Annotated in this window: 21 protein-coding genes; 6 read left to right on the top strand and 15 right to left on the bottom strand. The window is 69.7% G+C overall.

The window, feature by feature from the left end:
- Window positions 1-129: 129 nt before the first annotated feature.
- The 4 genes from PV364_RS32390 to PV364_RS32375 all read left to right on the top strand — a co-directional run bounded on the left by PV364_RS32390 (window position 130) and on the right by PV364_RS32375 (window position 5,292).
- The gene (locus PV364_RS32390; RefSeq protein WP_319664103.1) at window positions 130-1,032 is read left to right on the top strand and encodes an NAD(P)H-binding protein; all 903 of its coding nucleotides are present in this window, start codon (window positions 130-132) and stop codon (window positions 1,030-1,032) included.
- A gap of 116 nt (window positions 1,033-1,148) precedes the next feature.
- Window positions 1,149-1,331, top strand: a complete 183-nt coding sequence (locus PV364_RS32385; RefSeq protein ID WP_319664102.1) for a hypothetical protein — start codon at window positions 1,149-1,151, stop codon at window positions 1,329-1,331.
- Window positions 1,332-1,480: 149 nt separating this feature from the next.
- Window positions 1,481-1,726, top strand: coding sequence for a hypothetical protein (locus PV364_RS32380; protein WP_319664101.1), 246 nt, complete (start codon window positions 1,481-1,483; stop codon window positions 1,724-1,726).
- Between the two features lie 836 nt (window positions 1,727-2,562).
- Entirely contained in the window at window positions 2,563-5,292 is a 2,730-nt protein-coding gene (locus PV364_RS32375) for a glycosyl hydrolase family 95 catalytic domain-containing protein (RefSeq protein ID WP_319664100.1), read from the top strand.
- Between the two features lie 121 nt (window positions 5,293-5,413).
- Here the strand turns inward: PV364_RS32375 and PV364_RS32370 are convergent, their stop codons facing one another.
- From PV364_RS32370 to PV364_RS32360, 3 genes are all read right to left on the bottom strand, one after another.
- Window positions 5,414-7,027 carry a peptidoglycan-binding protein gene (locus tag PV364_RS32370; RefSeq protein WP_319664099.1) on the bottom strand — a complete coding sequence of 538 codons (1,614 nt, stop codon included), beginning with the start codon at window positions 7,025-7,027 and terminating at the stop codon, window positions 5,414-5,416.
- A 249-nt stretch (window positions 7,028-7,276) separates the two neighbouring features.
- On the bottom strand, window positions 7,277-8,545 hold the full coding sequence (locus tag PV364_RS32365) for an MFS transporter (RefSeq protein ID WP_319664098.1): 1,269 nt from the start codon (window positions 8,543-8,545) through the stop codon (window positions 7,277-7,279).
- Between the two features lie 348 nt (window positions 8,546-8,893).
- Window positions 8,894-9,445, bottom strand: a complete 552-nt coding sequence (locus tag PV364_RS32360; protein ID WP_319664097.1) for a TetR/AcrR family transcriptional regulator — start codon at window positions 9,443-9,445, stop codon at window positions 8,894-8,896.
- A gap of 119 nt (window positions 9,446-9,564) precedes the next feature.
- Here PV364_RS32360 and PV364_RS32355 point away from each other — a divergent pair, with 119 nt between their 5' ends.
- The gene (locus PV364_RS32355) at window positions 9,565-10,614 is read left to right on the top strand and encodes an aldo/keto reductase (protein ID WP_319664096.1); all 1,050 of its coding nucleotides are present in this window, start codon (window positions 9,565-9,567) and stop codon (window positions 10,612-10,614) included.
- A gap of 365 nt (window positions 10,615-10,979) precedes the next feature.
- Here PV364_RS32355 and PV364_RS32350 read toward each other — a convergent pair whose 3' ends face one another.
- Window positions 10,980-11,354: a hypothetical protein gene (locus tag PV364_RS32350; RefSeq protein ID WP_319664095.1), complete on the bottom strand. Its 375-nt coding sequence runs from the start codon at window positions 11,352-11,354 to the stop codon at window positions 10,980-10,982.
- 421 nt (window positions 11,355-11,775) lie between these two features.
- Here PV364_RS32350 and PV364_RS32345 point away from each other — a divergent pair, with 421 nt between their 5' ends.
- Window positions 11,776-12,003, top strand: coding sequence for a hypothetical protein (locus PV364_RS32345; protein ID WP_319664094.1), 228 nt, complete (start codon window positions 11,776-11,778; stop codon window positions 12,001-12,003).
- A gap of 158 nt (window positions 12,004-12,161) precedes the next feature.
- Here PV364_RS32345 and PV364_RS32340 read toward each other — a convergent pair whose 3' ends face one another.
- The 11 genes from PV364_RS32340 to PV364_RS32290 all read right to left on the bottom strand — a co-directional run bounded on the left by PV364_RS32340 (window position 12,162) and on the right by PV364_RS32290 (window position 22,137).
- Entirely contained in the window at window positions 12,162-13,145 is a 984-nt protein-coding gene (locus PV364_RS32340; RefSeq protein WP_319664093.1) for a helix-turn-helix domain-containing protein, read from the bottom strand.
- A gap of 374 nt (window positions 13,146-13,519) precedes the next feature.
- On the bottom strand, window positions 13,520-13,894 hold the full coding sequence (gene crcB, locus PV364_RS32335) for a fluoride efflux transporter CrcB (protein WP_319664092.1): 375 nt from the start codon (window positions 13,892-13,894) through the stop codon (window positions 13,520-13,522).
- On the bottom strand, window positions 13,891-14,238 hold the full coding sequence (locus PV364_RS32330; protein ID WP_319664091.1) for a DUF190 domain-containing protein: 348 nt from the start codon (window positions 14,236-14,238) through the stop codon (window positions 13,891-13,893). Before PV364_RS32330 ends, crcB (PV364_RS32335) begins: the two co-directional genes overlap by 4 nt.
- The gene (gene crcB, locus PV364_RS32325; protein WP_319664090.1) at window positions 14,235-14,723 is read right to left on the bottom strand and encodes a fluoride efflux transporter CrcB; all 489 of its coding nucleotides are present in this window, start codon (window positions 14,721-14,723) and stop codon (window positions 14,235-14,237) included. The genes PV364_RS32330 and crcB (PV364_RS32325) overlap by 4 nt, the downstream gene beginning before the upstream one ends.
- A gap of 406 nt (window positions 14,724-15,129) precedes the next feature.
- A complete protein-coding gene (locus tag PV364_RS32320) occupies window positions 15,130-15,696 on the bottom strand; it encodes a DinB family protein (protein WP_319664089.1) in 567 nt (188 codons plus the stop codon).
- 63 nt (window positions 15,697-15,759) lie between these two features.
- Entirely contained in the window at window positions 15,760-17,166 is a 1,407-nt protein-coding gene (locus PV364_RS32315; RefSeq protein ID WP_319664088.1) for an amidase, read from the bottom strand.
- Window positions 17,167-17,734: 568 nt separating this feature from the next.
- Window positions 17,735-18,016 carry a hypothetical protein gene (locus tag PV364_RS32310; RefSeq protein WP_415924632.1) on the bottom strand — a complete coding sequence of 94 codons (282 nt, stop codon included), beginning with the start codon at window positions 18,014-18,016 and terminating at the stop codon, window positions 17,735-17,737.
- A gap of 428 nt (window positions 18,017-18,444) precedes the next feature.
- Complete coding sequence (locus tag PV364_RS32305) at window positions 18,445-18,993, bottom strand: Ig-like domain-containing protein (protein WP_319664086.1); 549 nt, start codon at window positions 18,991-18,993, stop codon at window positions 18,445-18,447.
- Window positions 18,994-19,156: 163 nt separating this feature from the next.
- A complete protein-coding gene (locus tag PV364_RS32300) occupies window positions 19,157-20,209 on the bottom strand; it encodes an IPT/TIG domain-containing protein (RefSeq protein ID WP_319664085.1) in 1,053 nt (350 codons plus the stop codon).
- Window positions 20,210-20,336: 127 nt separating this feature from the next.
- On the bottom strand, window positions 20,337-21,077 hold the full coding sequence (locus tag PV364_RS32295) for an IPT/TIG domain-containing protein (protein ID WP_319664084.1): 741 nt from the start codon (window positions 21,075-21,077) through the stop codon (window positions 20,337-20,339).
- A gap of 547 nt (window positions 21,078-21,624) precedes the next feature.
- A complete protein-coding gene (locus PV364_RS32290; RefSeq protein WP_319664083.1) occupies window positions 21,625-22,137 on the bottom strand; it encodes a cupin domain-containing protein in 513 nt (170 codons plus the stop codon).
- Window positions 22,138-22,260: the final 123 nt, after the last annotated feature.

Here is a 22,260-nt window from a genome sequence, read left to right as displayed (position 1 = left end):
GAAGAGCCGTCATGACGTGCGGAATCGCCGCACGGACCCACGGCGGCACCACGGGGCCGACGGTTCCGCTGACGCACTGATCACACCTCAACTCACCTATTGCCTGCCCCATTCGAAGGAGATCGCCCGATGGTCGACAACAACCTTGTCCTTGTCCCCGGTGCCGGCGGCGTGGGCCGCACGGTCTTCGAGCACCTGCGTGCTCAGGACGTGCCGGTGCGTTTCATGGTCCGTCGTGAGGACGAGCGGGCCGCCGAGCTGCGGACGCTCGGCGCGCAGGTCGTCGTCGGCGACCTGACCCGGCCCGAGACGGTGGCCTCGGCGCTGCAGGGCGTGACGCGGATGTACTTCGCGATGCGCGTGTCGCCGGACCACCTGCTGGCGGCGACCGTGGTGGCCTCCGTCGCGAAGGAGTACGGGACGCTGGAAGCCCTGGTCGACCTGTCCCAGATGACGGTGTCGCAGATGACCGCCACCAGCACGGAAGAGTCGCACCAGCAGCGGCTGCACTGGCTGGCGGAGCAGGTCTTCGACTGGTCCGGCCTGCCCGTGGTGCACATCCGGCCGACGGCGTTCCTGGACAGTCCGCTGTTCACGACGATGGCGGCGCGGTCGATCCAGGAGAACGGCACGATCGCGCTGCCGTTCGGCACCGGGCGCACCTCGCCGGTCGCCGTGGACGACGTCGCCCGGGTCGTGGCCACTGTGCTCCGCGACCCGGTTCCCCACATCGGGCAGGTCCACGAGCTGACCGGGCCGCGCGCGGTCGACATGACGGAGCTGGCCGAGGAATTCTCCCGGGCTCTGGGCAGGCCGGTGACGTATGCGGACGTGCCTCCGGAGCGGTGGGAGGCCCAACTCCCGAAGCTGGGGATGCCGCCGCACATCGAACAGCACGTCGCCACCATGGCCCGGCTGCACCGGGGCAACCGCTACGACCGCACGGCCGACGGAGTCGAGCGCGTGACGGGCACCCCCGCCCAGTCGATCGAGGCGTTCGTCGCCGCCCGTAAGGACTTCTACCTCGGCTGAGCGGCCCCGGCCGGCCCCGCGACGATGCTGTCGCGGGGCGGCCGACGCCGAGGCCAGTCGGACAGCGCAGTCGGGCCATGAGATGCGCAGGCGCCGACGGAAACCGGGGTGACATCGTGATCCAGCCACCCCTAGGGGTCGGCCCACGACCGCTGACCTCGCAGGGTCTCACCCGCCGTCCGATCGTCCCGACGGACGCCGCCGCCCTGGCCGGGCTGCTCCACGCGATCGAGGCGGTCGACACTCTCGGTGAGTACTACTCCGAGGAGGACGCCCCGACCAGATCAACGCCCCTCTGATCGACCTCGACCTCGACCGCGGCACGGTCGGCGCGCCGAAGGGGTGCACCGGGTGACGGTCAGCGGAGGCGTGCACCCGGACCACCGCCGCCGCGGACTCGGGTGCGGAGCCGCAGTCCGCAGGGATCGCGGGTACGAAGGCGCTGCACGTGATCCATCACCCCCGCCCGCGGCTCGCCGTCGACGTCCGGAACAACGCGCGCAACGACAGCGCGCTCGCCCGCTACCGGGCCGCAGGCATGACGCCCGTGCGCTGGTACTCCCACTTGCGGCATCCACTCGGAGCCGCCGTCGTCGACGTGCCGACGCCCGACGGCCTCGTTTTCGAGGGCTACTCCGCCGACAACGACGCCGAGTTCCTCGCCATCAGGCACGATGCCTTCCTCGTCCGCTGAGCCGGGGTCCCGACGTCGCGGCAGCAGTGGCGCGCGTGGCTCGGTTGGCCGGCCTTCCGCCCTGGCCTCAGCTTCCTGCTGCGCGATGCGGACCGCGGCACCGCCGTCGGCATGCTGCTGACCTTCTCCTGGGACGCGGACACCGAGGCGACCGGCGTCCGTGACGCGCACACCATGACCCTCGCGACCCGCCGCGCACATCGCAGGCGAGGCGTCGCCGGGGCACTCATCCCCACACACTGCGCTGCGCACAGGACGCGGGTTTCGACCGGGCGAGCATCGAAGTGGACGCCGACAGCCCGGCGGCGGAAACCGGCTGTACGAGCGCGCCGGATTCATCGCCGCCCGCACCGAAGTCCGCTACGCCCTCGACGCGTGAACGCGATTCGGTCGACCGGACAGCAGGTGTGCTCCGCCGCTGCTGCGGGGTCGCTGAGGCCGGGGTCCACGCGCGTCGCGCCGTAGACGGCGCAACGTCCGGCCGACGATTTCGGCCGGACGTTTTGCGCTGAGTGTTGACCCGTCAAGACATCCGATGTTCACTTCCCTTGACGCGGCCATGCCGACGTCGTGATGTTCCCGCACGCCGTACCCCCCGCTTGTCGTCGGCGCTTCGGGACGGAACAGTCTCGCGCGCCCTGTTCTGGTATTTCCGTTGTATGTGTCCCGATCGGCGCATCGCTTCGCCGTGCCCGCGTATGGCGCGGGGAGCGAGTGCGCCGTAGCAGCAGTCCGGCCCAGTCATCCGATCAATCTCGCTCGACGTCAACCGGTAGCGCTCCAGCCTCGCGCTGTCCCGCACCGGTCGTCACCCCCACCAGCAGGGAGGGCATTCGATGAGACTGCGCAGACTCGTGCGAGCCGCGCTCGCAGCCGTCTGCATCATGACCGCCACCGCCGTCGGCCTCTCGGCCCCGGCAGCGGCGGCACCGACGGACGCCGCGTTCGACTCCGCCACCGGAGCCCTGAACGTGGATCGCGCCGCCTACCTGTCCCAGCACGACCTCGTCTACAACCGGCCCAACACCAACCCGCTGCACGGACTCACCGTCGGCAACGGCCGTACCGGTGCGATGGCCTGGCAGAACAACGGGCTGACCATGCAGGTGTCCGGTGTGGACACCTCGCAGCAGACGGCGTTCGGCGCCGGCATGCTCAACCTGTCCACGACCCCGGCGCTCGAGAGCGGTTACAGCACCTACCAGCAGCGCCTGTCGCTCTACGACGGCACCCTGACCACCAGGTACGACGCCAATCGCACGGTGACGGTGATGGGCGTGCCGAACTCCGAGGTCATGGGCGTACACGTCGAGGACTCGCGCTCCGGCGTCTCCGCGATCAACCTCGACCTGGGCCTGTGGGACGTCTCCCAACTGGGCAACAGCGGGGACGTGCCCGACCTGAACACCTGGAAGACGGTCTCGACGTACGCCGACTCCACGGGCGCCGGAATCAGCCGCGGCCAGTCCGACCCCCAGAACTTCGGCTACACGCTCGCGGCCACGGTGGAGGGAGCGGCCTACAGCACTCGGGTCGTCGACGGACGGACCGTGCGGCTGTCGATCACCCCCTCGCGCAGCTACACCATCTGGTTCACCGCCAGCACCCGGCTCAACGCGCCCTCCCACGACTCGGTCGCCGAGGCGAAGCGCGCGCTGGCATCGGCCAAGAGCCGCGGCTACAGCGCGACGCTCGGCGACTTCACGTCCTGGTGGCACGACTTCTGGGGCAAGTCGTTCGTGCAGTACTCGGGGCTGTCCGGGGACGCGGACTACCTGGAGAACGTCTACTACCTGAGCACGTACATGATCGCCGCCGGGGGATACGGGACCAATCCCTTCCACTTCATCAACGGCGTGTTCCGCGCCACCGGCGACCAGACCAAGTGGAGCAACGCCTACTGGTACTGGAATCAGCGCGACGTCTACAACTCCTTCCTCGCCTCCAACCACGTCGATCTGCTGGCCGGCTTCAACCGCCTCTACAGCCGCAACTCGGCGACGCTGAAGGCGTACACCAGTACCCGCTACGGCGTCGACGGGCTGTGGGTGCCGGAGACCATGGGCTGGGACGGCAACGCCCGGGGCACCGTCAACAGCGACTACACGAAGAACATCTGGTCGACGGGCACCGAGGCCGCGTACAACATGTACCTCCAGTACGCGTACACCAACGACACCTCCTACCTGCGGAACACCGCCTACCCCTTCATGCGGGACGTGGTGAAGTTCTACGCCGCCAAGCTGTCCTACGACTCCGCGTCCGGGAAGTACTACGTGGCGAGTTCGAACGCGCACGAGACGTACTGGAACGTGCCGAACGCGATCACCGACCTCGCTGCCGTGCGCACCCTGTTCCCCCTCGCGATCCGCACGTCCCAGACCCTGGGCCTGGACTCCGACCTGCGGTCGCAGTGGCAGCGGATCGTCGACAACCTGATCGCCTATCCCTCCACCGCCGACGTCTATCTGCCGCACACCCCGCCGCTCGCACAGACCCGGAACGGGGAGAACGTCGCGGCCGAGATCATCTGGCCCTACGACCGGACCGGCATCGGCTTCCCGGACCAGCAGAAGGCCGTGAACACCTTCAACGCCCGTCCCTTCCCGTACGGCAACGTCTGGGCGAACGACGCCGTGCAGGCGGCCCGGCTGGGGCTGGGCGACCAGGCCTACCAGGGCATGAAGACGATGCTCCGCAAGTACCAGACCTATCCCAACGGCATGACCGACAACACCAACGGCGTCTTCGAGTACCTCGGGGTGCACCTCACCGCCCTCAACGAGTCGCTGCTCCAGTCCTACAACGACAAGATCCGGGTCTTCCCCGCGGTGCCCAGCGACTCCTCGTTCACCGGACGGTTCACCCTGCTGGCCAAGGGCGGCTTCACGGTCAGTTCGGAGCGCGAGGCCGGCGAGGTGAAGTACATCGGCATCAAGAGCCTGTACGGCAACACGACGCGGATCGTGAACCCGTGGGGGAGCCAGCAGGTCAGGGTCCGTGACGTCTCCGGCGGCACGACCGTGCTCACCACCAGCGCCACCGAGTTCGACCTCCCCACGGCCGCCGGGAAGGTGTACGTGGTGGAGCGCACCGCCAAGCCGCTGTCCTCCTACGCGTCCGTACGGCTCACCGGATCCGTGAACCAGGGCGAGAAGGCGCTGAGCGGCACCACCTCCACCCTGGGTCTGGCGCAGACCGCCAACCCCATGGTCAACGACACCCAGTTGACCTACGACAGCAACTGGTACCCGACCAGCGGGCGGGGTTACGGCGACTACAACGACGACACCCACCACAGCACGACGGTGAACGCCGTGGCCCAGTACACCTTCACCGGTACGGGAGTCGCCTACCTCTCCGAACGCAACGGCGACATGGGGCCGGTCGACGTCTATCTCGACGGCGCGTTCCAGTCGACGGTGGACCTGCGGGTCTCCGGCGCGCGGCAGGCGCAGCAGACCGTCTGGCAGCGCAGCGGACTGACCCGGGGATCGCACACCATCCGCATCGTCAACCGCAGCACCTCGGTGGGGATGGTGGACGCCCTGCGCATCACACCCTAGGAAGTCCGTGGACCGGGGGCGGCGCATGCCACCGGTCGTACCCTCGGTCGTGCCCCCGGTCGGAACGGCGCCGCACCCGGTGGTGCGGGTGCGGCGCCGCCGCTTCCCTGCCCGCCCGCGGTCAGCGGACCCGGATGAAGACGACGTCGTACCCCAGGTTCGTGCCCCGGTTCTTGACGTAGACGCCGTCCTTGCCGCCGTTGGGGTTGCCGGTGTTGCCCTCGACGGTGGTGAAGGAGGAGCCGCCGCTCACCGTCCGCACGATGCCGATGTGCTCGTTGCCGTCGTTGAAGTTGCTCCCGCCGTTCCAGTCGAAGGCCACGATGTCGCCGGGCTGCGGGTTGGTCGTCACCGAGAGGTGGTAGGCACCGGCCCTCGCCTGCTTCACCCAGCCGGAGACGTAGCTGTTGCGGTAGGTGGTGGCACCCGTCTGCTTGGCCACCCAGCTCACGAACGTCGCGCACCAGGCGTAGTTGTTGGTGGACAGCGAGAGGCCCACGGAGACCCCGTAGCTGTTCGCCCGGGCGCTGCCCTCGACCGTGCCGACCTCGGCGGCGGCGACGTCGAGCATTTTCGCGTACCCGCCGCCGGGCGGCGGCGACGAGGGCGGCGTGACCGCGCCGTACAGGGCGGCCTTGGTGTTCGGGCCCACCCTGCCGTCGACCCCGAGGCCCTTCTCTGCCTGGAAGTCCCGCACCGCGCTGTCGGTCATCGGCCCGAAGTCGCCGTCGACGGCGAGATCGGCGCCGTGGTGGTTGAGGAGGCTCTGCAGCTCGGTGACGCAGCCGCTGCGCTGCCCCTGGACGATGTCGGTCGGGCACGAGGCGGAGTTCAGGTTGATCGGCGCGGGGGCGCCGTTGCCGCCTCCTCCGCCGATGTTGGAGTACAGGGCGTTCTTGGTGTTCGGGCCGACCTCGCCGTCCACCGACAGGCCGCGCGAGGACTGGAAGGACCTCACTGCCGCCAGGGTCGCGGGACCGAACTCACCGTCGACGTCGAGGTGCTGGCCCTGGCCGTTGAGCAGTGCCTGCAGGGTCGCGACGCAGCCGCCGGTCTGGCCCTCCACGATGTTCGCCGGGCACGAGGAGGACCGGAGGTCCAGGCCGGTCGACGGTGCCTCGTCGGTGTCGTACAGCTCCCGCTTGGTGTTCGCGCCGACCTCGCCGTCGACCGACAGGCCGTGCGAGGACTGGAAGCTGCGGACCGCGCTGTACGTCTCCGGCCCGAAGTCGCCGTCCACGCTCACCGCGTAGCCGAAGTGGCGCAGCAGCCGCTGGAGTTCGGTGACGCAGCCGCCCTTGCTGCCCTGCACGATGTTCGCCGGGCACGACGAGGACGTGAGGTTCACGGGTGCGGGCGCCGTGCCCCCGGTCGCGTACAGCTTGCTCTTGGTCTGGGGGCCCACCCGGCCGTCCACGGCGATCGCGGTGGCGGCCTGGAACTCGCGCACCGCGTACAGCGTGTTCGCCCCGAACTCACCGTCCACCAGGAGCCCCGCGCCGTGGGCGTTGAGCAGGTTCTGCAACTCGGTGACGCAGCCGCTCACCTGGCCCTGAACGATGTCGGTCGGGCAGGACGACGAGGTGAGCTTGACGGGCGCCGGCGCGGCCATCGCCGGGCCGGCGCCCATCAGGATGGTTGCCGTGAGGATCGCCGCGGTGGCCGCGAGACTCACGATCCGGGCGCGCCGGCCGGGTCTGGTGCGCTTGGCGGAGAGGCGTAAGGCGTTCTTCATGACGGTGGGGGTCCCCTTCGACGGTTCGACGGATCATCTGACGAGCGACCGGGCCGAGTGTCCGCCAGGCGGACGCGCACGACGGTGACAGCCGGCGCCCATGCGGGCAATCCGTTTCGAACAACTGGCCGGATTTCGCCGCCGTCCCCGGTCGTCCCGGCGGGCCGCGATGGGGCGGTGCCGGAGGTGCCGAGTCCGAGGGAAGGGGCCTCAGGGGCCGGCGGTTGTGCCCGACCGTACGACCGGGTGTCAGGCCCGGTCGGCGGGCACCGCGGCGTCGTGCGCGTGCTCGTGGGGCGCTTCGGCGGTGGCGCCACGGCCCGGGTGGCGCCCGCGGACGGCGTGTCCGGCCGGCACGAGTCCCGCGAGCAGCAGGAGGGCGCCGCCGCCGGCGGCTACGCCGTGCCAGCCGAAGGCGGAGAACAGCACTCCGGCGACGGCGGCTCCGGCGGCGCCGCCGGCGAAGACGGCGAACATGTAGACCGTGTTCATCCGGGCCCGGAGCTCGGGTCGTGCGGTGAAGATGCGTGCCTGGTTGGCGATCTGCCCGCTCGTCGTGCCGTAACCGAGAAGGTTGCAACCGACTGCCAGGGCGACGAGCGACTGCCCGGCGAGTCCGAACAGCGCGAAGGCGAGCAGGGCGGAGGCGACGGCCAGGGCGTTGACGGCGTCCGGCCCCCAGCGGTCGGCGAGCCGCCCCGAGTAGCGGGCGGCCAGTGCGCCGGGGACGCTGAACAGGCCGAAAAGGCCGATGACCGCCGGGCCCAGTCCGATGGGGGGAGCGGCCAGGTGGAAGGCGAGCGTGGACCAGAAGGCGGAGAACGCGGCGAAGACCGTCGCTCCCAGCGCGGCGGACAGGCGCAGCGGCGCGTGCCGGACGAGGAGTCCCGGCAGGGAGGCGAGCAGGCGGAAGTAGCCGTCGGCCGGTGCCGATTCGGACGGTCGGCCGGGCGGCATGTAGCGGGGGAGTACCAGGAGCAGGGCGGCGGTGGCCAGTGCGGCGACGAGGTATCCGGCGCGCCAGGTGCCCGCGGCCTCCGTGATGAGACCGGAGGCGGTGCGGGAGAGGAGGGCGCCCATGGTGAGCCCTGTGCCCACGGCTCCCAGGGCCCGTCCGGCGCGGCCGGGGGCGGCCATGGAGGCGACGGTCGGCATGATGACCTGCGGCAGGACGGTGCTCGCGGACAGCACGAGGGTGGCCATGCCGAGCAGGGCCACCGAGGGAGCGAAGGCCCCCGCGAGGAGGGCCGCCGAGGTGACGGCCAGCAGGACGGAGGAGAGCCGGCGCAGGCGGGCGCGGTCCGCGAGGGGCACGATGGCGACGATGCCGAGTGCGTAGCCGATCTGCGCGGCCGTGGTCACCAGACCGGCGGCGGAGGTGGAGATTCCGAAGCCCCGGGCGATCTGCTCCAGCAGCGGCTGGGTGAAGTAGATGTTGGAGACGGTGACCGCGGTCGCCGTGGCGAAGACGGGTATGGTGCCGCGCTTGACGTCGGGGCGGGTGGCTGCGGTGGTCATGGGTCCTCGTGGGTCGTTCACTGGCGAGCCGAAAGGGTGCCGGGCGGGCCAGTGCCGGCGGGAGGCTTGCGGCCGGGCCTGGTGCGTTCTCTTTCGGTGCGTGAGGGGCGTGCGCCCTTTCCTTTCAGGATGAGGATCATCATCCAGAAAGTCAAGGGTGAAGGCGCCGGGCGAGGGCGCTCCCGTCGGGCCGGGCCGAGGTGGCCGTGGACGCGCGGAGGGCCAGGTTGGCTTCCTGACCTGGCCCTTTTCTCTGCCGGCGTACTGCTCTCGCCGCCTCCTCGATCCGCACGCGGGCTCCGGCCGCCGTCGCAGGGGGGGGGGTGCGCTGTGGGTGGCGTCCGTTGATCAGCGCCGGAATCCGTCGATGGCCAGCTCCCTCAAGCGGTCGGCCTGGGCGGTGCCGTCGGGGGTGTTCGGCGTACGCCACAGGCAGCTCATGAGCATGATCACATCGACGGGGTCGATGCCGGGGCGTACCTCGCCGGCGCGTTCGCATGCGTCGAGGAGCTGTCCGACGGCGGCGGTCACGGGGGGCCAGGAGGCGCTGACGACCTCCTGCGCGGCGGCGGAGTGCAATGCTTCGCCGAGCCCGTGCTTGATGCGCACGTAGGTGGCGAGGGTGGTGAACCACTGCCGCAGCGCGTCCAGCGGGGCGTGGGTGGTGAGCAGCCCCGGCACGGAGTCGACGAGGCGCGCCACGTCGTGCCGGTGGACCTCCAGGATCAATGCTTCCCGGGTCGGGAAGTGCCGGTAGAGCGTGCCCGCGCCGACGCCCGCGCGCTTGGCGATGGAGTTGAGCGAGGCGTCCGGCGACTCGGCGAGCACGTTGTGTGCGACCTGGAGGATCGCCTCCCGGTTCTTCAGCGCGTCGGAGCGCTGCTTCGCGGCGTCGGGCACGGTTCCTCCTGGCCTGCGGCGGTCACCCCGTTGCGATCCGGAGAGTTCTCCGTTAACGTCGTCCGGGTTAAGCGGAGAGCTCTCCGCTTGTTCTGCCTCTCCATTCTAGGAGCTCGTTCGTGCACTACATCAAGCTCGGCCGCACCGGCCTCGACGTCTCTCCGGTCGCCATCGGCGCCATGACCTACGGCGAGCCCGACCGAGGCCACCCCGTCTGGTCCCTCGACGAAGAGGCCAGTCGCCCCCTGATCAAGCACGCCCTCGAAGCCGGCATTAACTTCTTCGACACCGCCAACCTGTACTCCTACGGCTCCAGCGAGGAAATCCTCGGCCGCGCGCTGAAGGACTACGCGAACCGCGACGAGGTGGTCATCACCACCAAGGTCCGCCACACCATGCGCCCCGGCAGCGCCAACGGCGGCGGACTGTCCCGCAAGGCGATCCTGACCGAGATCGACAACAGCCTGCGCCGCCTCGGCACCGACTACGTCGATGTCTTCATGATTCACCGCCTCGACAACGACACGCCGCTGGAGGAGACCCTCGAGGCGCTCCATGACGTCGTGAAGTCCGGCAAGGCCCGCTACCTGGGCGCCTCCTCCATGCACGCCTGGCAGTTCGCCAAGGTCCTCCACCTCCAAGAGCGCCACGGCTGGGCCCGATTCGTCACCATGCAGGACCACTACAACCTGCTCGCCCGCGAGGAAGAACGCGAGATGCTCCCGCTCTGCGCCGACGAGGGCGTCGCCACCACGGTGTGGAGCCCCCTGGCCCGCGGGCGCCTCGCCCGCCCCTTGGACCAGGCGAACTCCGGTGAGCGGTCCGCGACCGACGCCGGCTACGCCGACATGCTCTACAAGGCCAACGCCGACAGCGACCGGCTGATCATCGACGAGGTCGGCACCGTGGCCGCCGCCCGCGGCGTCAGCCGCGCCCAGGTCGCGCTCGCCTGGCTGCGCCGCAACCCCGTCGTCGCGGCCCCCGTCGTGGGCGCCCGCACGATCCACCAGATCGACGACGCCGTCGCCTCACTCGGCCTCGACCTCACCGACGAGGAAGCCCGCCGTCTGGAAGCCCCTTACACCCCCCGCCATGATTTCCAGGGCATCTCCGACGCACGCGAACTTGAGCGCATCAAGGCAAGCATCCCCGGCTACAGCAACCTCTGACCAGCGCGCACGCCGACGTTCAGCAGCCCTGCATCCTGCGGAACGGGCGTGGCGTCAGGTGTGCCGTGGCTCGACGGGAGCTGGCGCACGGCGACGGGCGCGGTCGACGGCGTGCCGGGTGGGGAGGGTTCGCAGCTTGTGCGTGTTTGCGTGTCTGTCGGTTCCTGCGGCCTGGGTCCGGGCCCGCCTGCTGAGCAGTTCGGGGTGCTGCACTCCGCCGCGCCGGAGTGCAGGGCGGGGCGAGACCTTGGGCGACCTCCGGATGAGCCGGTCAGTGGATGCGCGCCGCTTGACCGCGCCCTCAGCTTCGATGAGCACGCCCTCGGATCGTCCGTCAGCCGCCCCGCCGCGTGAGCGCGGCCCGCTCAGCCCGCCCCGACATTCACCGTGAAGCGGACCTCGGTGGAGCCGAGCGTTTCGGTCACCCTCCAGCAGCCGGCATCGGGAAAGTCGATGACCGTCGGCCACCACTGCCGGTCGCCGCCGGCGGTGGCGAATCCACCGATGCTGCCGGGCACGGAGCCGGGCCCGTCCAGTCGTTCGGCGCTCACGTGCGGCGCGCCCTTCCGGTCCGTCGACCGTCCCCGGGCGTCGAGCGTTATCGAGGCGTACTTCGTGGAGTGCCCCTCTGCGCCTTCGTCTGCGTGATCCGGAGGAGGGGGCTTGGCCACCCACAGGTCCTCGGCGCCGTACCAGTTCAGGCTTCTGTCGAAGCCGCGCACGCCGGCCGGCACGGACACGGAAGGGACCGTAGCGGCCTCCGGGCAGGTCGCGGCCATGGTGCGGGAGGCATCCGGCTGACCGGCGAGGGAGGACGGTGAACCCGGTCGGGAGGTAGCCGATGGGGAGCAGCCGGCGGCTACCATGATCAATGGGCCGATCAGGCACGCCACCGCCCATGCCGACCGCCTTCGCATACGCCTCAGTCTTTCATCGACGTGAGCACTGGTGTACCCCTTCGACCCGCCGTTCGGGTACGGATCTCGCGGGTCGACGGCCGGTCGCGCCGTGGGGGCACGGGTAACGCCTGCCGGCCGGGTGCGCATCCCTGACCGGCCGGGTGTGCACCGTATGCGCGGAAAGTCAGGTAGCGGCGGGTCGCCTGGGCTAGCATCCAAAGGCAGGAATCCAACGAGTCCCGCCGTTGCAGGAGCACTGGCCATGGCCAAGACGCGTCTCAAATGCCGCAGCCGTCGATCCGCCGCTGCCGTGGTCGAGGTCGGGAAACTGCCCGCTGACCCGCATCACACGGTGCGCCAGGACGGCGACGAGGTGGTCATCAAATATCGCAGTGCGCTGTGGCCCCTGGACGTCGCCGAGTGGGCGGCGCTCGAGGGGCATGCCAGCGACAAGGCTGCGGCCCGCGTCATGGCCCGGCTCCGGGACTAGCCGGCCAGGACTGGTCCGGCCGATCATGCACCTGCTCGGTGTCCGGGGCGTCGATGTGGACACGGGCGGGGTGATCCGGCGGATGCGGAGTGGAACGGCGCACTCGCGCCCCGAGGGGCGGCGGGTGTCGCCACGGCAGGACGGCGCGAGGCTCGGCATCAGTCAGGCCGGCGGGAGTCGGCTCTCCCCGCGGCGTGTTCCAACCGCAACTCGCGGGGGCTCACACCGTACGCGGTCTTGAAAACGCGACTGAAGTGAGCGGCGCTGGCGAACCCCCACCGGTGGGCGATGGCCTCGATCGTCATGAACTGGTGCACAGGCGACACCAGTTCCCTCCTGCACTCCTCGAGGCGCTGCGTCCTGATCCATTCACCGAGGGTGATACCCGCGCGGGACAGGGTCAGGTAGAGCCAGCGCACGGAAACGTCGTGCTCGGCGGCGATACGCTCGGCGGTCAGGTCGGGGTCTGCCAGATGGCGACGGACGTATTCCTGGACGCGCACAAGAAGTGTGCTGTTCAGAGGCGCTCTGGCCAGGTCGTCCCGGTCCAGGACCGCGGTGACCACAGCTCTGATCAGGTCGACACTGGCCTCCGTGAACAGGGCGGTCTCAGCTTCGCCGGCTGCATCCTGATGGCGGGCCAGTCGGGTGAAGAATGCTGCTGTGGCACCCACGGCCGGGCGTTCCGAACTGAGTGGCACGGCGGTGATCTGGTCGAGCAAGGACGGCCGCAGGCCCAGGACATGCGCGGGAACGCGCACGAGAACCGAATGGGTCGAGCCGTGGAAAAGGACCTCATAGGGCTTCGTGTCGTCGAGCACCGTGAGATCCCCGGCCCTTCTCAGTGCGTGCCTGCCTCCCTGGCGGACATCGGAGACCCCCGCCTCCTGGAGATGGACGAGAACGTGCGGCACCATGTCCTCGTCCACTGGCACAGCGGTGCACAGGAGGCGGGTCACGTTCCAGCCGATCTCCGAGACCTTGACCGACCCCAGCGCGTTGGTGGTCACATAGGCCCGCTGGCGATGTGGATTCGGCGGAAGGCCCACCTCCACGCGGCCGTTGATCGACCACGAGAACTCACGGATCGCGTCCGCACGCTCACCAGGAGCCAGCGACGCGGCGTCAAGCAGAACGGCCATGCGGGCTTCCTCCCGAACAGGTCGCGGAGACTGCGCAGCATGCGCATTTCCACGGTACTGCGGTCAGTGGCCCATTGTTTCGCAGCTTTTACTGCATGATGCATCTTTATTTCTGCTTGGCCTTGCGACGTCGGGCCGGGACCCCGCAGCAGGTCCGGGGCGGTTTGGCAGGCGTTGCCGCCGGACACCCGCGCGAGGCGACTCGGTGGCGGGGCGGCCGCACGGGATGCCGGGCGCCAGCCGGAGGCGCACCCTCGAAGAGCGGCCCCGTTCGCGTTCACCGCTGTCATGCCCCAGTGAGCGGGGCCGCCCTCCGGAACGTGGACGTCGCTGTGTTCCGCGGGTCCTCGGGAGGGAAGGGACGGGTCCGTGGATCATGCCCACATCGCCTGGGCGAGCGCCGCCCCGATGAACGCCGCTCCCAGACCGGCGACGACACTGGCGACGGCGTTGGCGGCGGCGAAGAACCGCGCTCCGGTCTCGGCCAGGCGCAGGGTCTCGTAGGAGAACGTCGAGTAGGTGGTCAGCGCCCCGCAGAATCCGGTGCCGACGAGCAGCTGCACCGAGTGGGAGGCGGCACCGTAGGTGACCGCACCGGTGAGCGCGCCCAGGATCAGGCATCCGGCGACGTTGACGGTGAACGTGCCCCAGGGGAAGACGGTGTCGTGCCGGGCCTGGACGGCGCGGTCCGTGAGATACCGCAGCGGCGCCCCCACCACCGCCCCGGCGATGACCAGTGCCCAGTTCATGAGTGGTTCCCCCTGCCGACATAGCGGATGACCTCGACGTCGTCGAGGGTGACCAGGCCTTCGGTGACCAGTTCGTCGAGCTGCGGCAGGAACGCGCGGATGCGCTCCTCGTGGTCGACGACGACGATGGCCACGGGCAGGTTCTCGTTCATGGAGAGCAGCCGGGCGGTGTGGATCAGCGAGGAGGCCCCGAAGCCCTCGACACCGTGGAACACGCTGGCCCCTGCCAGGCCGGCGTGGTGCGCCCGGTGGACGATCTCGGTGCACAGCGGCTTGTGGTGCCAGGTGTCGTTGTCCCCGATCAAGATCGTCAACCTGGTGGCGGTGCCGTGCAACCGTGTCATGTCTGCCTCCCTGCGATCAGGCGTCGTGTCGCGGTCGCGGCACTCCACACCGCGGCGAGCGCGATGAGCGGGGTTGCGACCAGGTAAGCGAGCGCGGTTTCCGCGTGGCCGTCCTGGATCAGGGTGTGGATGTCGACCGTGTAGGTCGAGAAGGTGGTGAATCCACCCAGTACGCCGGTGCCGAAGAAGGGGCGTACGAGCCGGTGTGCGTTCCACCGCTCGGTGATGACCACCATGAGGACGCCGATCACGGCACAGCCGACCGCGTTGACCGCGAACGTGGTCCACGGGAAGGCGCCTGGCGCGGTGGGCCACAGCAGGCCGGCGCCGTAACGGGCGCAAGCCCCCAATGCGCCGCCGATCGCGACGACGCACACCACGGGCCCTTGCCCCTGCATCGGTGAGGACTTCGGCGCGGGAGCGGACCGCTGGATGTCGGGATCAATGGGCTCGGCCATGACGGGGAAGGGGTCTGGCGAGGTCATGCGTCTCCTACTCGTGAAGCGCCGCGATCCGGGCGCAGATCGTCACAAGTAGGGACCGTTGGCGGCATCCTCGCCGCGGTTCGGGTACGGCGGGCCCCACCGCCGCGCGGCAGCCGTGAGGACCGCCGCACACGCCATCTTAGCGCGGCCGGACCGTCCCTTGCCGGTCTGGCCGCGTTCTGGTTGGCGCTCCGCGGCTGTTCCGGCGTCACGGAAGGGGCGCGGCCGGCACCGACGAGCGCGGGACGGCGCCCTTGGCGGTGGCGAAGTCGGTTTCGCCGGTGCAGGACAGTTCGGCCATCGACGGCCCTTGGGCCGCGCTGACCCGGGGCGGGCCGTTGAGCCCGGACGCGCAGGCCGTGAGCGGGATATGACGGCCCGTCGGGACCCGGCCGGCACCCGGGGGTCACGGGGCCGCGCGGTACCCGTCCCGGTAGAGGTCGCGCAGCAGACAGATCTCCCCGCCGTGGTGCATGACCTCACGGTTGAGGTGGATGATCAGCTCCCCCATGGCGGTCTCGGCGAACGGACCGCCCTTCACCCCGAGCGGCGCGGCAAGTGCGTCCGCATCCAGCAAGGCCACGGCCTCGTACCAGCGCCGACGGGACTGCTCCAGTTGTGCCACCGCCTCCTCGGCACTGCCCGGCAGGACGCCGGCCTCGAGCAGCCGCTCGCCCGGCGCCCACTGCGTCGGTCCTTCGCCGCCGAAGAAGGCCCGGTACCGACTCTCGAACACCCCGACGGTCACGTGCGTCATCCGCCAGGCGATCGTCGTGAACGGGCCCGAACGGGACGGCTCCTCCGACCCTTCGAGCCGCCACCGGCCGTCGCCGCGCGGCCGCAGGCTCCAGCAGTCCGGCACCGGCTCCCAGAAGTACTCCTCGTCGGTCAGCCCTTCGAGGCGGGGCCGGAGATGGAAGTCCCAGTAGAAGCCCAATTGCTCGACAACGGCCCGTCCCCAGTCGATCGCCATGCGAGCATCCTAGAACGACCCCTGCCGCGCCCCTTCGGGTACTCGGGGCCGTTCCCCGGCTCGTCAGAGGGCGGGGTGCTGGTCGCGCACCGGGCTGAGCGTCTCCAGCAGCGAGGCGATGTGCAGGACCGTCGACTCCGCGTGCCAGGTGGCCACCACCTGTACGGCGATCGGCATGCCGTCGCTGCTCGTACCGAACCGCATCGACAGGGCCGGATGTCCCGTCACGTTGAACGGGACGGTCGTCGACGACACGTGGAAGGCGTCCATCGTCCGGCCGTCGACTGTGAACCGCCCGAGCTGGTGTTCGTGGGCGGGGATCGTCGTCACCGGGAGCAGCAGGACGTCGTACTGGTGGAAGTACTCCGCGAAACCGTCCCGGAGCCGCTCGACGCCCTGCTCGGCCTCGACGTAGTCCTCCACGGACGTGTCGGGCATGCCGGCCAGGAACGTGGAGTAGGTGAACATCTGGTCCTCGTGGCCCGCGGTCACCTTGCGGAAGGCCGGCTTGACCTCCATGAGGTGCAGTTTGGTCCAGAGCTCGAGAGGGTTGTCCCGCTCAAGGGCGGGGATGCTCACGGCGTCGACCCGGACTCCGGCCGCCTGCAGCGCGTCGGCGGCCGCTCGCACCGTCGCCGCGACCTCCGCGTCGGTCGGACCGAGTCCCGAGTCGACCAGCCAGCCCACGCGCACAGGCCGGTCCGGCGAGGCGCCCAGGCCGGCGTCGAAGTCCCGCGGCGCGGTGGCAAAGCCGTCGGCGCCGTCAGGACCGGCCAGCACGCCGTACGCGAGTGCGAGGTCGCGAATGCTGCGGGCCATGGGACCGACGTGCCAGTTGCGCCGCGGCGCTCGCGGCCAGACTCCCGTCATCGGGATACGCCCGTGCGTCGGTTTGAAGGACACGACACCGGTGTCGGCCGCCGGCCCGCGCACCGAGATGGACAGGTCGGTCGCGAGTCCGAGCGGCGACATCCCCGCGGCGATCGCCGCGGACTCCCCGCCGCTCGAACCGCCGGGTGAGCGATCGAGGTCCCAGGGGTTGTTCGTCCTGCCCGTCAGGAGGTTGTCGGTTTCGATCCAGTACGAGAACTCCGGAAGGTTGGTCTTCGCCAGGAGGACCGCTCCGGCCCGCTTCATGCGCGCCACAGCGGTGGCATCGGTGTCCGGGACGCGCCCCGCGAAGATCGGCGAACCGCGCTGGGTGAGCACTCCGGCGGTGTCGTAGGAGTCTTTGGCCGTGAAGGGCACACCGTGCAGCGGCCCCACGTCCCCGCCCGCCGCGAGTTCCTCGTCGGCCGCCCTTGCGGTCTTCAGGGCCCCGTCGGCGAGCGTCACGATGGCGTTGAGTCTCGGATTGGTGGCGTCGATGCGGTCCAGGTGCGCCTTCACCACCTCGACGGAAGACACTTTCCCGGTACGGATCAGCTCGGCGAGTTCGGTCGCGTCAGAGTGAATGAGATCGGTGGTCATGATCAATCCCTGTCCTGGACCGGTCTGGTCCACCTGTCTTGACCGGTCCACTGCTTGTTTCCGTCGCCCGGGCTCGTGAGCCGCGGGCAATGGTCGCCGGCGAGGCGTGCGGGACCTGCCGGGTGACCGCGATGACGCGGTCGAGCCGGCCGGGTCGACTATCTCCATGGTTCCGGCCTTCGGCGCGATGCGCATGGCCTGCGCGAGGTCTTCGTCACCGCCTCGCCGAAGGCGTCCTTGGAGCCGAGGCGCGGTGGAACGAACGGATTCCCGGACCAGGAGCTCTGCGTCCGAGTCAGCAGAGACAACCAAGTGGGCGAAGGGCTCTTCTGGCCTGTGCAGTGGCGTCGCGCACCATGTCGCCTGGAATTGGACTGAGTTTCTTCATCAATCCGAGGTCCCAGTGGCGCTGACCTCCAGCTGACCTGGGCGAACGCCGGAGCTGTCTGGTGTTTCCCGGATCAGCAACCGTTGCGTGTGGCACGGCTGTGGCACGCCGGCTTTTCGTCGGAAGCAACCGGGAGGCGCTACGACCTACGGCCGGCTGTTCTTGGGCCCGCGTGGCCGTTCAGTGAGCACGCTTGCATGCGGCGACGTCCGACGCAGGGGCACGCAGGACGGCCCCAACCACCGGATCATCCAGTCCCAGCGCGTCCAAGGTGACTCGCAGGACGTCTCCGTCCAGTCCCACCTGGCCTATGCACCCGTACGCGGTGCCCTGGTCAGGCGTGACAAGGGAGTAAATGTCGAAGCCCGGACGGATGTCCTGTCCGTCGGGTTCGCCGAATTCGCACATGAACGTCAGCGAGAAGACCTCCCCATCGTTCGACTCGACGACTCCGGCAGTCACACAGTGGTCCTGCTGCGGATCCTCGAACCCGTACGCGACGTGTGCTTCACATCTGTACGTCCTGCGCGTGGTGCACCACCTGCGGTCGATGCGTTGCCATGCGAAGCCGGCGCAGCGGCATCGGGCAGCAGCTGCCATGAGGCCTCGGCGTCATTGCCGACGGCAACGGAAAGTCCACCGCCAACCACGTCATCACGGCCACCGGCGGCGCCGGGGAAGTGAGCGCGGCCGTCGTCCACGGCGCCGCGGCGGACTGGCCCTCCAAGGCGACAACGCCCGCGGCTCGCGCCGGCATCGTCAGTGCGGACGCGAGCCCCGGCCACCTGCCCTCCGCGGCGGGGCTCACACTCTCCATGAGCCCACAGACCCCGGCGCCCCCGACACAAGCGGTGCACGGCGTGCGGGCCGACGGCGCCGTCCGGCCGGATTCACCAGGACCAGCACCGGCCGGGCGAGTGGGAGGGCTGCTGCGCTTGGTCGACCTGGTCCACCTGGTCGATACCCAGGATCGAGGGAACGAAGTGGCAGTCCGGGAAGCCGGGCAGGTGGCCGTGGTCGTCCCGGCACAGGCCGTGCCCCCAAGGGCAGTCCTCCGCAGGGGTCACCGTGACCGTCGCCGTGTTGTTCGAGGCGAAGCAGTTGTCGTTGCCGTTGTACGCGGCCGTGATCGTGTGGGCCCCGGTGGTGGTGAACTCGGCGACCCAGGTGGCCTGCCCGTTGGGCGCGACCGGCACCGTCGTGAGGATGTCCCCACCGTCGAAGAACGTCATGCCGAGGCCGCCGCTGGGGTCACCGGTGCAGACGACCGTCGCGGTCAACCGCACCGGAGTCCGGGCTGCGGCGGTCGAGGGTGACACCTGGAGCGTCGTCGTCGACTGCACGGGCGCGGCCGCCGCCGGCGAGGCGACACCCACGACCGCCGCTATCGCCGCGAAGGCTCCGGCCGTCCACGTCCTACGCGTATCCCAACGTTTCACGAAACAGGCTCCTTGTTCGGCTGCGGGTGGAACGCCGCAGTTGCTCATGGAGCGTCACGTTACGTCGGTGCGTCAGGTCCCGCATTTGGAGCGATCAGGGGCTCGGGGCCTGCCGGCTTCGTCCCCGGACCCCTGGCCCCGGGGGTGAATGGGTGGACGAACGCTAGATCACGGGAGGCGCGACACGCGTATAGGTCAGCGAGTTGCTCGTGCCGCCGGGCGTGGTGACGTTCACGGAAACGGCGCCCGGGGGGCCCGCCGGGGCGACCGTGGCGACGGCGGTGTCGGACAGCACGGTGAACGCCGCGGGCGCGGCGCCGAAGTGCACCGCGGTCGTGGTGGTCAGCCCCGTGCCGCTCAGGGTGACACCGGATCCCGCAGCGGTCGGTCCCAGGGCGGGGGAGAGGAGAGTGAGGACGGGGGCACCCACGTAGCTGTAGAAGACGGAGTTGCTGGTGCCCCCCGGGGTGGTGACGGTGACGGGGACGGTTCCCGTTCCCGCCGGGGCGACCGCGGTGATCTGTGTGGGGGAGTCGACGGTGTAGCTGGTGGCGGCGGTAGTGCCGAACCTGACGGCCGTGGCCCCGCTGAGGTCGGTACCGGTGAGGGTGACCGTCGTGCCGCCGGCACTCGGCCCACCGTTCGGTGAGACGGAGACGAGGACGGGAGCGTTCAGGTAGAAGAAGAAGACGGAGTTGCTGGTGCCGCCCGATGTCGTGACGGTGACCGGGACGGCTCCCGTTCCCGCCGGGGCGACGGCGGTGATCTGGGTGGCCGAGTTGACCGTGTACGACGTCGCGGCGGTACTGCCGAACCGGACCGCGGACACCGCGCTGAAGCCCGAGCCCGTGAGGGTGACCGTCGTGCCGCCCGCAGTCGGCCCCTGACTCGGCGACACGGATACGAGAACGGGCTGCGCCGTATAGGTGTACGTCACCGAATTACTGGTGCCGCCCGGGGTGGCGACGGTGACCGGGACGGCTCCCGTTCCCGCCGGGGCGACGGCGGTGATCTGGGTGGTCGAGTTGACCGTGTAGCCCAGCGCCGCCGTGGTACCGAACTTCACGGCGGTGACTCCGGTGAAGCCGCTGCCGTTGAGGACGACGTTGTTGCCGCCCGCCGCGGGGCCAGTGTTGGGGACGACCGAGTTGAGGACGGGTGCGGCGGCGACGGCGGTCGGCTGTGCCGCTGCCGCCGGGTGTGCTGTGTCTTTCACGGGATCTCCGTACGAAGTCGGACCGGCCCGGGGGCCCGTCGTTGTCCTTGCTCGGGCCCGCACGAGCCGGCAGCCCGGCCCGTGCGGGGCGGCCTCCCGGGCCGGGGCCCGGGAGGCCGGGGTGCGGTCAGATACCGGGACCCGCGACGTAGGTGAACCCGCCGGTCGCGGTCGCGCTGCCCCCGTCGGTGGTCACGACGACGTCGACGGCACCGGCGCTCCCCGGAGGAGTGATCACCGAGACCACGGTGTCGGCGATCACCGTGAAGGGCACCGGGGTGCCGTCGAAGGTGACCGCGCTGGTGCTGGTGAGTGCCGTGCCGATCAGGGTCACCGAGGTGCCGCCGGAGGTCGGGCCCTGGGTCGGGGTGACGGTCGTCAGTGTGGGGGCGTCGACGTAGGTGTACGTGAGCCCGTTGTTGGTGCCGCCGGCGGTGGTGACGCTGACGCCGACCGAGCCGGGCGTACCGGCCGGTGCGACGACCGAGATCTGCCCGTCGGACACCACGGTCGGCGTCGCGCTGTTGGCGCCGAAGGTGACGCTGGTCGCGGTGAACAGGCCGGTGCCGTTGATGGTGACCGTCTGGCCCCCCGCCGACGGCCCGGTGGTCGGACTGAGACTCTGCTTGAACGGCGCCCCGATGTAGTAGAACGAGAGCGGGTTGCTCGTTCCTCCCGCGGTGGTGACGGTGACGCTGACCGCGCCGTTGCCGGAGGGCGAGATGACGGTGACGCTTGTCGGGGTATTGCCGGTGATGGTCGCGAGCCGCGTTCCGAAGCGCACCGCAGTGGCGCCTGAGAGGTTGACGCCGGTGATGGTGACCACTGTGCCGCCACCGCTGGATCCCTGGTTCGGGCTGATGGGCATGAAGGTTCCTCCTGGCTCGGAATGCGCTACATTGCCGAGCAGTGATGAGGGCTTTCGGTCAGCACACGTACCTGGTGGTGCGAGTCAGCTCCCGTGTCCACTGGCCAGGTGGTGACCCGATGGCACTTGCGCCCGCTCAAGCGCAGGACCGGTCGGGGGAGAACGGCCTGTCAGGTGTGAGTCGCCACCTGAACAGGGGCTTGCGCACGTCCGTTTGGAAAGTCGAATGCCGCCGATACGGACATGTGAAGTAACCCATAAGGGTGATTGAACGACAAGGATTCAGTCCGGAAGTCGACCGTTCGAGTGAGCGCCAGGGCGTGAATTGAGGCGTTCGATCGGCGTATTTACGATTTCCGGTTCATATGCCAATCGGTTTGGCGATAAGTTGTCTGTAGCGGGGGCAAAGCCCCCGGCCCATGGAGGCCGCTTGTGTGTGGGGGGCCTCGTGTCCGCGTCGACGGAGCTCCCGAGGGGCAGGTAGGCCGGGCGCTGTCGACATGTCGATGCCGGCGAATACCCTGGTCCTCAAGTCTCCGCGTGGCCTTCAGGCTTCGGGCATGGCCTCCAGGCTGTACTTCGTGAAGAGGCCAAGCACCGGGCCCTGGGAGTGTTCCGGTCCCCATGCCGGCACGTGAACGCCGGGCTCGGGGATGTCGCCACCCTCCAGGAACAGCCCCTCGGAGCCGCCGGGAGTGCAGAAGAACAGCATATGGGCCGTATAGAGGCCGATGTTCTTGAATCGGTGGCGCGTACCCCGCGGGCAGTGGACCAGGTCGCCGGGACCTGCGGTGAAGACGTGGTCGCCACCGAGGAATTCGAGTTCGCCGGAGATGAGGAAGAAGGTCTCGTCCTGGTCGGCGTGGGTGTGAGCCACGGGTCCGCCGCCTGGCGGCACCCAGGCCTCGACGACCCCGAGCGCACCGCCGGTTTGACCGGCTGTCAGCTTTATCGAGTACACGTTCCCTGAGAACCACTTCACGGTGCCGTCCGCGGAAGGCACATGTATCCTTTCGTGTTTGGCGTCACGTGGCGAGCTCTGAGTGATTTCGAACGTCATGGCACCTACTCGTGGGGAATCCCGGAAGGCGGTCCGGTCGGGCTGCCAATGGAGGCCGTGCACCCCGTACAGGCCGCTGCGGAAGAGGTCATGGTTCTGCGACGAGGTCGTTGAGGTGCAGCA

Origin of the sequence: Streptomyces sp. MI02-7b (assembly GCF_033793585.1) — a bacterium.
Classification (GTDB): domain Bacteria; phylum Actinomycetota; class Actinomycetes; order Streptomycetales; family Streptomycetaceae; genus Actinacidiphila.
The sequence above is the reverse complement of the archived record's forward strand: the minus strand, read 5'-3'. Positions and strand labels throughout refer to the sequence as shown.

Excerpts from the sequence above, each read along its gene's own strand:
- PV364_RS32390 (WP_319664103.1), top strand. The coding sequence starts at position 130 with ATGGTCGACAACAACCTTGTCCTTGTCCCCGGTGCCGGCGGCGTGGGC.
- PV364_RS32375 (WP_319664100.1), top strand. The coding sequence starts at position 2,563 with ATGAGACTGCGCAGACTCGTGCGAGCCGCGCTCGCAGCCGTCTGCATC.
- PV364_RS32370 (WP_319664099.1), bottom strand. The coding sequence starts at position 7,027 with ATGAAGAACGCCTTACGCCTCTCCGCCAAGCGCACCAGACCCGGCCGG.
- PV364_RS32365 (WP_319664098.1), bottom strand. The coding sequence starts at position 8,545 with ATGACCACCGCAGCCACCCGCCCCGACGTCAAGCGCGGCACCATACCC.
- PV364_RS32345 (WP_319664094.1), top strand. The coding sequence starts at position 11,776 with ATGGCCAAGACGCGTCTCAAATGCCGCAGCCGTCGATCCGCCGCTGCC.
- PV364_RS32340 (WP_319664093.1), bottom strand. The coding sequence starts at position 13,145 with ATGGCCGTTCTGCTTGACGCCGCGTCGCTGGCTCCTGGTGAGCGTGCG.
- crcB (WP_319664092.1), bottom strand. The coding sequence starts at position 13,894 with ATGAACTGGGCACTGGTCATCGCCGGGGCGGTGGTGGGGGCGCCGCTG.
- PV364_RS32330 (WP_319664091.1), bottom strand. The coding sequence starts at position 14,238 with ATGACACGGTTGCACGGCACCGCCACCAGGTTGACGATCTTGATCGGG.
- crcB (WP_319664090.1), bottom strand. The coding sequence starts at position 14,723 with ATGACCTCGCCAGACCCCTTCCCCGTCATGGCCGAGCCCATTGATCCC.
- PV364_RS32320 (WP_319664089.1), bottom strand. The coding sequence starts at position 15,696 with ATGGCGATCGACTGGGGACGGGCCGTTGTCGAGCAATTGGGCTTCTAC.
- PV364_RS32315 (WP_319664088.1), bottom strand. The coding sequence starts at position 17,166 with ATGACCACCGATCTCATTCACTCTGACGCGACCGAACTCGCCGAGCTG.
- PV364_RS32295 (WP_319664084.1), bottom strand. The coding sequence starts at position 21,077 with ATGCCCATCAGCCCGAACCAGGGATCCAGCGGTGGCGGCACAGTGGTC.
- PV364_RS32290 (WP_319664083.1), bottom strand. The coding sequence starts at position 22,137 with ATGACGTTCGAAATCACTCAGAGCTCGCCACGTGACGCCAAACACGAA.